This window comes from Bradyrhizobium sp. NP1 (assembly GCF_030378205.1).
GTDB lineage: Bacteria > Pseudomonadota > Alphaproteobacteria > Rhizobiales > Xanthobacteraceae > Bradyrhizobium.
This window is the reverse complement of the sequence record NZ_CP127385.1, coordinates 7,224,844-7,238,389: the sequence shown is the minus strand read 5'-3', so window position 1 is coordinate 7,238,389 and position 13,546 is coordinate 7,224,844. Positions and strand designations below refer to the sequence as shown.

At 64.9% G+C, this 13,546-nt stretch carries 11 protein-coding genes; 7 read left to right on the top strand and 4 right to left on the bottom strand.

Annotated elements, in window-relative coordinates; all coding sequences use genetic code 11:
* Nucleotides 1–7: 7 nt before the first annotated feature.
* A complete protein-coding gene (locus QOU61_RS34890; protein WP_289655707.1) occupies nt 8–835 on the bottom strand; it encodes an MBL fold metallo-hydrolase in 828 nt (275 codons plus the stop codon).
* 91 nt (nt 836–926) lie between these two features.
* Between QOU61_RS34890 and QOU61_RS34885 the strand changes: the two genes are divergently transcribed.
* The gene (locus QOU61_RS34885) at nt 927–1,850 is read left to right on the top strand and encodes an alpha/beta fold hydrolase (RefSeq protein ID WP_289655706.1); all 924 of its coding nucleotides are present in this window, start codon (nt 927–929) and stop codon (nt 1,848–1,850) included.
* A gap of 3 nt (nt 1,851–1,853) precedes the next feature.
* On the opposite strand, the gene QOU61_RS34880 is transcribed toward QOU61_RS34885, so the two are convergent.
* On the bottom strand, nt 1,854–3,380 hold the full coding sequence (locus QOU61_RS34880) for a permease (RefSeq protein ID WP_289655705.1): 1,527 nt from the start codon (nt 3,378–3,380) through the stop codon (nt 1,854–1,856).
* Nucleotides 3,377–4,129 (bottom strand): ABC transporter ATP-binding protein, encoded by a 753-nt coding sequence (locus QOU61_RS34875; RefSeq protein ID WP_289655704.1) that lies wholly within the window; start codon nt 4,127–4,129, stop codon nt 3,377–3,379. The genes QOU61_RS34880 and QOU61_RS34875 overlap by 4 nt, the downstream gene beginning before the upstream one ends.
* 257 nt (nt 4,130–4,386) lie before the next feature.
* Here QOU61_RS34875 and QOU61_RS34870 point away from each other — a divergent pair, with 257 nt between their 5' ends.
* The 6 genes from QOU61_RS34870 to QOU61_RS34845 all read left to right on the top strand — a co-directional run bounded on the left by QOU61_RS34870 (nt 4,387) and on the right by QOU61_RS34845 (nt 11,164).
* Entirely contained in the window at nt 4,387–5,262 is an 876-nt protein-coding gene (locus tag QOU61_RS34870; protein WP_289655703.1) for a branched-chain amino acid ABC transporter permease, read from the top strand.
* Nucleotides 5,263–5,268: 6 nt separating this feature from the next.
* A complete protein-coding gene (locus tag QOU61_RS34865; protein WP_289655702.1) occupies nt 5,269–6,420 on the top strand; it encodes a branched-chain amino acid ABC transporter permease in 1,152 nt (383 codons plus the stop codon).
* Complete coding sequence (locus tag QOU61_RS34860) at nt 6,417–7,175, top strand: ABC transporter ATP-binding protein (RefSeq protein ID WP_289655701.1); 759 nt, start codon at nt 6,417–6,419, stop codon at nt 7,173–7,175. Before QOU61_RS34865 ends, QOU61_RS34860 begins: the two co-directional genes overlap by 4 nt.
* 11 nt (nt 7,176–7,186) lie before the next feature.
* Nucleotides 7,187–7,966 carry an ABC transporter ATP-binding protein gene (locus tag QOU61_RS34855; protein ID WP_289655700.1) on the top strand — a complete coding sequence of 260 codons (780 nt, stop codon included), beginning with the start codon at nt 7,187–7,189 and terminating at the stop codon, nt 7,964–7,966.
* A 77-nt stretch (nt 7,967–8,043) separates the two neighbouring features.
* Complete coding sequence (locus tag QOU61_RS34850) at nt 8,044–9,882, top strand: AMP-dependent synthetase/ligase (protein WP_289655699.1); 1,839 nt, start codon at nt 8,044–8,046, stop codon at nt 9,880–9,882.
* A gap of 82 nt (nt 9,883–9,964) precedes the next feature.
* Nucleotides 9,965–11,164 carry an ABC transporter substrate-binding protein gene (locus QOU61_RS34845; RefSeq protein ID WP_289655698.1) on the top strand — a complete coding sequence of 400 codons (1,200 nt, stop codon included), beginning with the start codon at nt 9,965–9,967 and terminating at the stop codon, nt 11,162–11,164.
* A 169-nt stretch (nt 11,165–11,333) separates the two neighbouring features.
* On the opposite strand, the gene QOU61_RS34840 is transcribed toward QOU61_RS34845, so the two are convergent.
* Nucleotides 11,334–13,421: a PQQ-dependent dehydrogenase, methanol/ethanol family gene (locus tag QOU61_RS34840; protein ID WP_289662050.1), complete on the bottom strand. Its 2,088-nt coding sequence runs from the start codon at nt 13,419–13,421 to the stop codon at nt 11,334–11,336.
* Nucleotides 13,422–13,546 lie beyond the last annotated feature (125 nt).

The window sequence follows — 13,546 nt, the reverse complement described above, 5'->3', positions numbered from 1 at the left end:
CCCGTAGTCAGACCCCGTCGAGGATGATGACCGTCGGCGTGCCGGGCAGGGTATCGCGCGAGATCGTCAGCGTGCCGCTGGTCCTGAGGTCGATCTCGAACTGCTGGCCGATCCGCCGCATGAAGTCGTCGAGCGGCGTCGCAAAGCGGTGCATCGGCAGCACGACGGCGGCGCGCAACCGGCGCGTGATTTCCGAGATGCCGTCGAGCGACATGGTATAGGTGCCATCGATCGGCACCATCACGATGTCGAGCCGTCCGATCGCGGCATAGCGGGCGTCATCGAGTGGATGATGCAGATGGCCGAGATGGCCGATGCAGAGCCCAGCTACCTCGAAGATGAAGATCGAGTTGCCGTCCCTGATCATCTCGCCGCCCGGATCTTCGCCGTAGAAGCGGCGGATGTCGGTGGTGACGTTGCGGATGAAGACATCGCCAATCCGCTCCGAAATTTTCGCGGGCTGTCCGTTCTCGCCCCAGCCATGCAGCACATGCGGGATCTTCGGATCGGGAAACAGCGTGTAGTGCGTCGAATGCGCCCGGTTCATGGTGACGACGTCGGGCAGGTGGCCGATCTGGTAGGCGCCGCTGTAGTCGGTCGCGATGCGAATGCCCGCGGGCGTATCGATGAAATAGGTGGAGTGGCCGCCATAGGTGATCGCCACCTCATCTGCCTTCGCGGCAAGGCGGCGGAAGGCCGCAGGCGTCGCGCGGGGGACCGCGTTGGCCATCGCCAGGCATTCGCTGCGCTGCGGTTGCTGGGCGAACGCAGGCGTGATCACGAAGCCGAGGAAAGCCAGAACGATCGGAAAAACGCGCAACACAGCCAGACCCATTTGCGGACCGTGGACCGTATCGCGTAATTCCGGATGGAACTATGCTTGGCACGATCAATAGAACGTCAAGATTGAAGCAGGAGTTGCCGTCATGACGTCGCGCGCATCGCCATCCCAACGCCTCGAGCCGCTTCGCCATGCCAAGACGGATGTTCTCGAGATCGCTTATCACGAAGCGGGTCCGGCGGACGGCCCGGTCGCGATACTGCTGCACGGCTATCCCTACGACATTCACAGCTATGTCGACGTGGTGCCGCTGCTTGCCGCCAAGGGTATTCGCGCCATCGTGCCCTATTTGCGCGGCTATGGACCAACGCGCTTTTTCGACCCGGCCACGCAGCGCTCGGGCGAGCAGGCTGCGATCGGCGCCGACCTGCTGGCGCTGATGGATGCGCTGGCGATCCCGCGAGCGGTCTTTGCGGGCTACGACTGGGGCGGCCGCGCCGCCTGCGTCGGCGCGGCGCTGTGGCCGGAGCGGTGCAGCGGGCTTGTCTGCGTCAACGGCTACTTGATCCAGGATATCGCCCACGCACTTGTCCCGGCGCCGGTGGAGCGCGAGGTCGCCTATTGGTACCAGTGGTATTTCCAGACCGAGCGCGGGCGCGCCGGCCTTGCAGCTCATCGCCGCGACATCACCAGGCTGCTGTGGCAGCAGTGGTCACCGAACTGGCGCTTCGACGACGCCTGCTTCGAGCGCACCGCGGCGGCGCACGACAACCCCGACTTTGTCGAGGTCGTGATCCACAGCTATCGTCATCGCTACGGCCTTGCCGCAGGCGATCCGCGCTATGCCGAGATCCAGCGGCGACTTGCCGTTCTGCCGGCGATCACCGTGCCCGCGATCACGCTGGACGGTGAGGATGACCGGGTTGTGCCTTCGACCGATGGCTCCGCGAACGCCGCAAAATTCACCGGCCGCCGCGTCCATCGCGTCGTCCCGCGTGCCGGCCACAACCTGCCGCAGGAGGAGCCGGAGGCTTTCGCATCGGCCGTGATGGAGCTGATCAACGGGTGAGGCCTACGCCCGGCGCGGGCTGAGCTTCCATGTTGCGGCGAGGATGAGGGCCGTCATCAGGCCGGTAATCGCGGCGCCGAGGGGCACCGTCAGCGCCAGTGCCGCGGTCGCGGCCCAGCCGATCGATGCGAAGGCTTCCGCGAAGGTTGCAAGCCTTGACGAGGTCTGGCGGCGGCGGAACTGGCTGCGCCTCGCCTGCACGCGGAACCAGAGCTGGATCGCGGTGGCCGACGTCGCGGCGATGATGACGCCGGCCGCCGTTATCGCCGCCTGCCGCAGCGAAGCAAGGGCGAGCGCTGCGACGAGCGGCGCGAAGATGCCGGCAACCGACATCAGAACCACTTCGAGCTTGGCGCGCATCACGCGCGATGGCGCGAGCGGCGCGGTCGTCACCAGATCGGCCGCATCCTCGCCGGAAATGGCAAGCCAGGCGAGCCCGCCGGCGAGCTGGCCTGCGGCCATCACGATGACGGGCGTGACCAGCACGATCGCCGCCGAGCTGTCGGCAAAGCTCCGCCACAACAGCAGCGCCGGTGGCACGAGATAGAGCAGCTGCATCAGGCTCTGCGACATCAGCCAGGGGTCGCGCCGCAGCAGCAGGAATTCCTTGCGCCGCAGCGCCCGCTGTCGCGAGCCGCCGCGGAACGGCCGGGCGCGTGCCGCTTGCCGGGACGCATTCGCATGCGAAGCGGTGCGGATCGCGGTCTCGGCGAAGCGTGGCGAAAACAGCGCCATGACGCTGCCGAGCAGCACGAGGCTGGAGGCCAGCAGCAGCATCAGCGCCTCGCCGTCGCCGAGCGCGGCGCGTGCCGGCCACCACAGCACGCTGTCGCCGTCGGGCACGAACCGCTCGGCTGCATCGGAGGTGAGGATCGCAAAGCGTGACAGCGTGCCATAGGACAGGATCGCCGCGACCTGCAGCGCGATCACGAAGCCGGCGCCGATGATGGCGGAAACGATCTGCGCGACGAAGCGCGTCCGCGCCGGACCGATCAGCCGGAACAGCAGGATCGTGATGGCGATCGCGACCGCCGCCGCTGAAAGGCCGATGGCGATGACGACGCCAAACGCGGACAGCCACCGGGCGCCGCCGCTGAACACGAGCACATCGACGAACGGCGTCGACAGCACGAGCGCCATCCCGCACACCGACAGCGCGATCGCGGCGATGCGGATCGAAAAGATGTCCGCGAGCCGCACCGGGGAGGACATGATCAGGTCGAGGTCGGCGCGGGCGTAGAACACCCGCGTCACCGATTCGATAGCCTGCGACAGCATCAGCGCCCAGGACAAAAGGATCGTCGCCGTGATGACGATGAGCGAGGATTTGTCGAGCGGCAGTTGCCGGTCGGCAAACCGGCCGACCACGGCCCAGGCCGGAATGTGCATGAAGGCGGCAAACAGCACGAGGCCGATCATGGCCAGGCGTTTGCGGCCGCGCCGTCCACCGGTCATCATGGCGAACCATTCGCGCCAGGCGAGCCGCAGCTCGTGGCGCGCAAACCAGGCAAGCATGGCGGTCGAATTCATGCCGCGTCGGCCTCGACGTCGACCAGCGCGATGAAGAGATCCTCGAGGCTGGTATCGGTCAGCCCGTTCTGCTGGCGCAGCTCCGTCAGCGTTCCCTCGGCAACCAGCCGTCCCGCGGCGATCACGCCGATCCGGTCAGCCATGCGCTCGGCCACTTCCAGGATATGCGTCGTCATGATGATGGTGCCGCCGGCGCGCACGCGCGCGCTCAGCAGTCCCTTGACATGGCGGGCGGAGACCGCGTCGAGCCCGGTCAGCGGCTCGTCGAGGATGATCAGGCGGGGGTCGTGGACCAGGGCGCCGGCCAGTGCGACCTTCTGGCGCATTCCCTTGGAGAAGCCCTCGCAGCGCTCGCCGAGGTGGGCGCCAAGGCCGAGCGACGTCAGGAGCTCGCGCGCGGAAGCCTCGGCAAGCCGGGGATCGATGCCCCAGAGGCCGGCGACGAATTCGAGATATTCGAGCGGCGTGAGCTTGTCATAAATCATCGGCTCGTCGGAGACCCATGCCATCACCTGCTTGGCGGCGACCGGGTCGGCCAGCGCGTCGATGCCGCAGATCGAGACGGAGCCGGCGTCCGGCTTCAGCAGCCCTGCCACCATGCGCAGCGTCGTGGTCTTGCCGGCGCCGTTCGGCCCGACCAGGGCATAGAATTCCCCGGCGCGGACCGTGAGATCGAGCGCATCGACCGCGGGGCGGTCAAAACGCTTCGTTAACCCTTTTAGCTGCAGCGCGGCTGGGCGTGATGTCATGGTGGCGGCAATCCGGGATCGTTTCCGCCCGGCACCATGGACCGAAGAACTTTCGGCGCGGTGAATCCGACCGGCCAGCGATCAGCTCAATTCTGCGCGAGGGAGCGCTTTGTTGACAGGGATCGGCGCTTTGGGCTCAATGACGGCAGGGACAAGGCGGCGCGGCCTTCGCTTTTTGCGGACAGCGTCTGGACACAAGATGCGGCAAGGCGGTCGAAAAGAATCGCCAGGCCCGCGTCGGGGAGGGACAAACGGCCATGCTGGACTTCGTTCAGCAGCTCGTGAGCGGCATTGCGCTTGGCTGCGTGTATGGCCTGATCGCGCTCGGCTTCGTCCTTGTCTACAAGGCGACCGAGGTCGTCAATTTCGCCCAGGGCGACCTGATGATGCTGGGCGGATTCTTCGCCTTCACCTTCATCGGCATTTTGGGGCTGAACTACTGGATCGGATTTGCCGGCGCGGTCGCTGCCATGGCGCTGTTCGGCATGCTGGCCGAGCGCCTCGTGGTGCGGCCGATCCTCGGCTATCCGCAGTTCTCGATCATCATGGCGACCATCGGGCTCGGCACTTTCCTGCGCTCGGTCGCCGGCATGATCTGGGGCACCGACGATTTCAAGATCGAGACGCCGTTCAGCCAGGGGGTGCTGCGTGTCGGCTCGCTGGTGCTCGCCTATGACAAGCTTTCGGTGATCGCGGCGACCATCATCCTGTGCGCGCTGCTGTATCTGTTCTTCAACAAGACCGCGCTGGGCACGGCGATGCGCGCGACATCCGAGAACATGCTCGCCGCGTACTACATGGGCATTCCGGTCAAGCGCGTGGTGTCGATCGTCTGGGCGATCTCGGCGGCGGTCGCGACCTGCGCCGGCGTGCTGCTCGCGCCGATCACCTTCATTCACTCCAATGTGGGCCTGGTGCTGGGCCTGAAGGCTTTTCCTGCCGCGGTCCTCGGCGGCTTCGGCTCGATTCCCGGCGCCGTGGTCGGCGGCGTCCTGATCGGCGTGATCGAGAGCATGGCCGGCTTCTATCTGCCCGAAGGATGGAAGGACGTCGCGCCCTATGTGGTGCTGCTGCTCGTGCTGCTGCTCAAGCCGGAAGGCCTGTTTGGCCATGTGATGCGGAAGAAGGTCTGAGCCTAGATGCGGTTCCTGTTCAAGACCGACTATGAGGACGACATCCGGCTGTTTCCGCATTCCGGCTACGTGCTTTCCTACGGCACGCTGCTGGTTCTGCTCGTGATCGCGCCGTTCGTGCTGTCGAGCTATTTCGTCAGCCAGCTCGTCTTCGTCATGATCTATGCGACGGTCGGCGTCGCGCTTCTGATCCTGACCGGCTTCACCGGGCAGGCCTCGCTGGGCCATGCCGCCTTTCTCGCCATCGGCGCCTATACGACGGCCTATCTGCAGCAGTTCAACGTGCCGTTCCCGGTCTATTTCCTGGCGGCAGGGCTCCTCACCGGGGCGATCGGCGCGCTGGTCGGATTTCCGGCGCTGCGGCTGCAAGGCATCTATCTCGTGATTGCGACGATTTCCTTTGCCTTCATCGTCGAGGAAATCCTGGCGCGGTGGGAAAGCGTCACCCATGGCAACGAGGGCATGCGTGTGAAGGCGATCCAGCTTCTGGGCACGGCCGTGTCGCGCGACAGCCCGGCCTTCTATTTCCTCTGCCTTGGCGTTCTTACGCTCGTCATCGTCGGAACGCTCAACCTGCTGCGTTCGCCGACGGGCCGCGCCTTCGTCGCGATCCGCGACAGCGAGACCGCCGCGCGCAGCATGGGCATCAACGTTTCGCTCTACAAGGTGAAGTCGTTCGCGATCAGTGCCGCCATCACCGGCTTTGCCGGCTGCCTGTTCGCCCACAAGCTGTCCTTTATCTCGCCCGAGATGTTCACGTTGCAGCTCTCGATCGAGTTCATCATCGTGATCCTGATCGGCGGCATCATCAGCCTGCATGGCGCGGTGCTGGGCGCGATATTCGTCGTCATGATCGATCCGCTGCTGACCTATCTGAAGGACGACGTGCCCGGCATGATCGGGGGCCTTGCCGCGACGCTCGGCGCCGGCAGCGAGCGCGCCGGCCATATCCAGGACAGCGTCGCGGCCTTCGCCTCCGCCAACGGGCTGAAGGGCGCGATCTACGGCGTCATCATCGTGCTGTTCGTGCTCTTTGAGCCCCTTGGTCTCTATGGCCGCTGGCTCAAGATAAAGCTCTTCTTCCAGCTCTTCCCGCTCTACAAGCGCGCCACCTTCAAGCGGCAGAAGATCTATGTGAAGTCGGAGCGAAACCGATGAGCTATTTCCGCGCCGAAAACCTTTCGCTGCATTTCGGAGGGCTGAAGGCGGTCGATTCGGTTTCCTTCGCGATCGAGAAGGGCGAGATCCTGTCGATCATCGGGCCGAACGGCGCAGGGAAAAGCTCGATCTTCAACCTGATCTCGCGCATCTACAGCCCGACCTCGGGCCGCATCTTCTTCGAGGATCAGGACATCACCCAGCGGCCATCTTACGAGATCGCCAGGCTCGGCATCGCCCGCACCTTCCAGAACATCGAGCTGTTCGAGAACGCGACCGTGCTCAACAACCTCCTGGTCGGCCGGCATCGCCATTCGACCACGCGGCTGTGGCAGGAGCTGCTGTTCCTGCCCGCCGTGCGCGCCCGGGAAAAGGAGCATCGCCGGCGCGTCGAGCAGGTGATCGAATTCCTCGACCTCGAGCCGTACCGCGAGAAGCTGATCTCGGGACTGCCCTACGGCGTGCGCAAGGTGATCGAGCTGGCCCGTGCGCTCTGCTCCGAGCCGAAGCTGATCCTGCTCGACGAGCCCTCGTCGGGGCTGAATGTCGAGGAGACCGACGACATGTCGTTCTGGATCCGCGACATGAAGAGCGAGCTCGGCATCACGGTGCTGATGGTCGAGCACGACATGACGCTGGTCAACCGCGTCTCCGACCGGGTGATAGCGCTGAACTACGGGCGGGTGCTGGCGATGGGCTCGCCGGCCGAGGTGCAGCAGCATCCCGACGTTGTCGCCGCCTATCTCGGCACCTGAGGGATGATGCGATGGGCAGCTCGGACGTCATCCTGAAGCTCAGCAACATCGAAAGCTATTACGGGCCGATCATGGCAATCCGCGGCATCAGCCTCGAGGTCAGGCGCGGCCAGATCGTCACCCTGCTGGGGGCCAACGGCGCCGGCAAGACCACGGTGCTGAAAACCATTTCCGGCATCCTCGATCCGCAAAAGGGCACGATCGAGTTCCTGGGCAAACCGATCCAGCGCATGGAAGCCGACCGGATCGTGCGGCTGGGCTTGAGCCATGTGCCGGAAGGACGCGAGGTGTTTCCGTTCCTCACCGTGCGGGAAAACCTGATGATGGGCGCCTATCCGAGGCAAGATCGGGCTGCGGTCGCAGAGGATATCGACCGGGTCTACGGCTATTTCCCGCGCCTGAGGGAGCGGCTCGACCAGCCGGCCGGCCAGCTGTCCGGCGGCGAGCAGCAGATGCTTGCGATCGGGCGTGCGCTGATGAACCGGCCGACGCTGCTGCTTCTGGACGAGCCCTCGCTCGGGCTGTCGCCGATCCTGGTCAGGGAGATCTTTGCCATCATCCGGCGCGTCAATGAGGAGCAGGGCATGTCGATCCTGTTGGTCGAGCAGAACGCCAAGGTCGCGCTGGAAACCGCCCATTACGGCTATGTGCTGGAGATCGGGCGGGTGGTCATGAACGACACTTGCGACCGTTTGATGCATTCCAAGGACATCCAGGAATTCTATCTTGGCGCCAAGGAAGCAGGCGCACGCGGCGAACGGCGCTGGAAAAAGAAGAAGACGTGGCGTTAAATGGGCTTCCGCCACCGCCAACACAGACCGGCAAAAGCCGGCGCGGCGGAAGCGGCCAGCGAGAGGGAGGAAGCGTCATGGCGAGGCCGGCGGTGCTGACGGTCGCCGACACGATCGCGAAGAGTTTCCTGCGTGCGGTGGATGAGCGCGGCGAGCGGCCCGCCATCCGCGAGAAGAAGTTCGGCATCTGGCAGCCGACCAGCTGGCGGCAATGGCTGCAGGTCTCGAAGGAGATCGCCTACGCGCTGCACGCGATCGGATTTCGGCCCGGCGACGTCGCCTCCATCATCGCCAATCCGGTGCCGGAATGGGTGTTCGCCGACATGGGCATCCTGTGCGCCGGCGGCGTCTCCTCCGGCATCTACCCGACCGATTCGATCGCGCAGGTCGAATATCTGGTCAACGATTCCTCCACCCGCGTGATCTTCGTCGAGGACGAGGAGCAGCTCGACAAGGTTCTCGCCTGCCGCGGCCGCTGTCCGACGCTGGAAAAGATCATCGTGTTCGACATGGAAGGGTTGAGCGGCTTTTCCGATCCCATGGTGATGTCGCTCGACGAATTCAGCGCGCTCGGCCGCAACCACATGGTCGGCAACGCGGCGCTGTGGAGCGAAATGATCGAGAGCCGCAGGCCCGACGATCTCGCCATCCTGGTCTACACCTCGGGCACCACGGGGCCGCCCAAGGGCGCGATGCACGCCAACCGCAGCGTCACGCATCAGATGCGCCACGCCAACGACCTCATTCCGTCGACCGATGCCGAGGAGCGGCTGGTGTTCCTGCCGCTCTGCCACGTCGCCGAGCGCGTCGGCGGCTACTACGTCTCCGTCGCGGTCGGCTCGGTGATGAATTTTGCCGAAAGCCCGGAAACCGTGCCCGACAATCTTCGCGAGGTGCAGCCGACCGTCTTCCTGGCGGTGCCGCGCGTCTGGGAGAAATTCTATTCCGGCGTCACCATCGCGCTGAAGGACGCAACGCCGTTCCAGAACTGGATGTACAGGCGCGCGCTCCGCATCGGCTACCGCATGGCCGATTGCCGGCTTGAGGGCAGTACGCCGGCGGCCTCATTGCGGCTCGCCGACCGGCTGGCCTACTGGCTGGTGTTCCGCAACATCCGCCGCATGCTCGGGCTCGACCGCTGCCGGATCGCGCTGACGGGCGCGGCGCCGATCGCGCCGGACCTGATCCGCTGGTATCTCGCGCTCGGCCTCGACATGCGCGAGGTCTACGGCCAGACCGAGAATTGCGGGGTCGCGACCTTGATGCCGAAGCAGCGCATCAAGCTCGGTTCGGTCGGCACCGCGGTGCCCTGGGGCGAGGTCATGATCTGCCCGAAAGGCGAGATCCTGATCCGCGGCGAATTCCTGTTCCTGGGCTATCTCAACCAGCCGGAGAAGACCGCCGAGACCATCGACACCAAAGGATGGCTGCATACCGGCGATGTCGGCGCCATCGACAACGAGGGTTTCGTCAAGATCACCGACCGGATGAAGGACATCATCATCACCTCGGGCGGCAAGAACATCACGCCGTCGGAGATCGAGAACCAGCTCAAATTCTCGCCCTATATCTCCGACAGCGTCGTGATCGGCGACAAGCGACCGTACTTGACCTGCCTCATCATGATCGACCAGGAGAATGTCGAGAAGTTCGCCCAGGATCACGACATTCCGTTCACCAACTATGCGAGCCTGTGCCGCGCGCCCGCGGTGCAGGACCTGATCTGGCGCGAGATCGAGGCGGTGAATGCCAATTTCGCGCGTGTGGAGACGATCAAGAGATTCACCCTGATCGAGCGCCAGCTCACGCCCGAGGACGAGGAGCTGACGCCGACCATGAAGCTGAAGCGCAGCTTTGTGAACAGGCGCTATGCCAGCGAGATCGACGCCATGTATGCCGACCGGGCCGTGGCGTGAGTGCTGATTGAGGCGGAGGAGCAGGCGGCCCCATCCTTCGCGAGCAAAACATGGGCCGGCAGGGAAGAGGAGGCTTAAGGAAATGTCCATATCGCTGAAGGCCATCGGCCTTGCGATCGGCGCAGTTGCGCTGACGCAGTTGCCGGCTGCGGCCCAGACCAAGGTGACCAACGAGGGCATCGCGGCCAACGAGATCGTGATCGGCACGCATCAGGACCTCTCGGGCCCGATCAAGAACTGGGGCGTGCCGGTCGCCAACGGCATGAAGATGGCGGTCGAGGAGATCAATGCCGCCGGCGGCGTCAACGGCCGCAAGCTGAAACTGATCGTGGAAGACAATGGCTACGACCCGAAGAAGGGCGTGCTGGCCTCGCAGAAGCTGATCGAGCGCGACAAGATCTTCGCCATGATCGGTTCGATGGGCTCGGCGCCGACGCTCGCCGCACAGGACATCCTGTTCGACGCCGGCGTGCTGCAGCTGTTCCCGCTGACCGCAGCCGAATTCACCTTCAAGTTCGATCCGGCCAAGCCGCAGGAGCGGCTGAAGTTCAACAACCTGCTGCCTTACGTCGAAAGCACGCGCGCAGCGCTGAAATACATGATGGACTGGAAGGGCTTCAAGAAGCCCTGCATCATGCACCAGGACGACGAGTACGGCAAAAACGTGCTCGACGGCTTCACCCAGCAGCTCGAGGCGATGAAGGTGCAGCCGGCCTCGATCACGAGCTACAAGCGCGGCGCCTCCGATTTCTCGGCGCAGGTCGCCAAGATGAAGTCCGACGGCTGCGACCTCGTCGTGCTCGGCACCATCATCCGCGAGACTATCGGCGCGATGGGCGAGGCGAAGAAGCTCGGCTGGGACGTCACCTTCCTCGGTGCTACGCCGACCAACGTGCTGGAGGTCCCGGCGCTCGGCAAGGACGCGGTCGAAGGTCTCTACGCCGCGTCCGGCTTCGAGATTCCCTACGAGGACACCGCGAAGGGCAAGGTCAAGGACTGGCTCGTCAACTACAAGAAGATGTTCGGCACCGACGCCAACACGCAGGCGATCATCGGCTACAACGCGATCGAGACCTTTGCGTTCTATACCCAGAAGGCCGGCAAGGACCTGACCGGCCAGAAGATGCTGGATGCGCTGGAATCCGGCGACAAGTTCCTCGACATCTTCAGCTCGCCGCCGACCAAGTTCTCCAAGACCGATCACCTCGCCAACACCATTACCCAGGTGCAGCAGGTGCAGAAGGGCCGCTGGGTGCTGGTGAAGGACAATCTGATGTTCTGACCGCAGTCGCGGAAAGCAGGAGCCATTCAAGACAAGGGCTGCGCGATCGCCTCGCGCAGCCCTTTCGTTTTGTGTCGTCGTCGTTCCGGGGCGATGCGAAAGCATCGAACGCGGAACCTCGAGATTCCGGGTCTGGTGCTTGCGCACCATCCCGGAATGACGCTTCGCGTCACTTCTTCGGCCGGATCGCGTCCGCGGTGCCCTGGATGAAGGCCTGGATCTTCACCACGTCCTCGTCCTTCAGCTTGCCGGTGAAGTCGGGCATGCCCCTGTCGCGGAACGGCCCGTTGAAGACGATGCCCTTCAGGTTCGCGATCTCCTCCTTCGGCACATAGCCGAGGTTGCGGATATTGCCGCCCTTGTCGACGCCGGGCACGCCATGGCAGGTGGCGCAGGCCGCGACGTAGAGCGCGGTGCCCTCCGGCACGTCCTTGGCGTCATACGGCACGCCTTCGAGCAGGCCCTCGGTCTGGTATTTGACAAAGGCCGGCGGCTCGGCCTTGCCGCCGAGCGCGAAGGTGTAGACCGTGCCCGGGCTCTGCGTTTCGGTTGCGCGCGCGGCGAGGCCGAACACGCCGCCCCAGCCGACCGCGACCGAGACATATTGCACGCCGTCGACCGTGTAGGTCGCGGGGGCGGCGACCACGCCGGTCCCGGTCGGCGCTTCCCACAGCTTTTCGCCTGTCGTGGCGTTGTAGGCGATGAAGCGCCCGTCGGCGGTGCCCTGGAACACCAGGTTGCCGGCGGTCGTGAGCGTGCCGCCGTTCCAGGGCGAGACATATTCGGCGCGCCAGGCTTCCTTCTGTTTCACCGGGTCCCACGCCAGCAGGCGGCCGAAGGCCGGCGCCTTCGGCGGTTCGCCGTTCAGCACGAAGCCGACGTTCCACCCCGTCGTGCCGCCGAATTTGCCGGGCGTGGCGGCGTTCTGGGTGAAGCTCTTTTCCGGCGTCAGGTTCAACGGCACGTTCTGCGCCGGCAGATAGACCAGACCGGTCTGCGGATTGAACGACATCGGATGCCAGTTGTGCGCGCCGTACGGGCCGGGGACGGCGTCGTAGGGCTCGTCGCCGCGCGCCGCCGGCACCTCGGTCGGCCGGCCGCTCGCGTCATAGCCGGTGGCCCAGTTCACATCGACGAAGTTCTTTGCCGAGATGAACTTGCCGTTGGTGCGGTCGATGACGAAGAAGAATCCGTTCTTCGGCGCGTGCAGGATGACCTTGCGCGGCGCGCCGTCGATATTGATGTCGGCGAGGATCATCGGCTGGGTCGACGTGTAGTCCCAGTTGTCGCCCGGCGTTTCCTGGTAGTGCCAGACATATTTGCCGGTGTCGGCGTTCAGCGCGACGATCGAGGCGAGGTAGAGGTTGTCGCCGCCCGACGGGCTGCGGATATTGCGATTCCACGGCGCGCCGTTGCCGGTGCCGATATAGACCATGTTCAATTCGGGATCGAAGGTGATGGTGTCCCACGGCGTGCCGCCGCCGCCGTTGAGCCACCATTTGCCGGCGGGATCCCAGGTCTTGGCGGCCGCCTCCATCGACGCGTCCTCGAACGGCTTCGACGGATCGCCCGGCACCGTGAACCAGCGCCAGACCTGGTTGCCGGTCTCGGCGTCATAGGCGGTGACGTAGCCGCGCGCGCCGTATTCGGCGCCGCCTTGGCCGATCAGCACCTTGCCGTTGAAGACGCGCGGCGCGCCGGTGATGGTGTAGGAGTGATCGTGATCGATCAGCGTGTCCTTTTCCCAGATCTTTTGGCCAGTCGCGGCATCGAGCGCGATCAGCCGTCCGTCATAGGCGGCGACGAACACCTTGCCCTTGTAGAGCGCGACGCCACGGTTGACGACGTCGCAGCAACCCTTGTAGCCCTGCTCGCGATTGACGCCGGGATCGAAGGTCCAGATCTTCCTGCCGGTGCGCGCGTCGATCGCGTGCACCACGCTCCATGACGCGGTCTGGTACATGATGCCGTCGACGACGAGCGGCGTCGCCTCGACCCCGCGCGCGGAATCGAGGCTGTAGCTCCAGACGAGGCCGAGACCGCGCACATTGTCGGAATTGATCAGGTGCAGCTTGGAGAAGCGCGTCTCCGCATAGTCGAGGCCGACGGTCGGCCAGTCGTCGGAGGTCGCGGTATTGGCGCGGATCATCGCGCCGTCGACGGCCGAGGTCACCGCCTTGATGTGGTTGGCCGAGCCTTTCGAGGCCTCTTGCGCCAGCGCCGGGCCGCAGCAGACAGCGAGGCCAATTCCGAGCATGGAGACGAAGCCGGCAAGGCGGGTGGATCTCGCTCCGCCGGGCGCGGCATCGGGAAAATCGCGGCTGACGGCATCGACGTGCGGCATCTCATCCTCCCTGCGATCTCTAGTGGTCCGATTCTAAC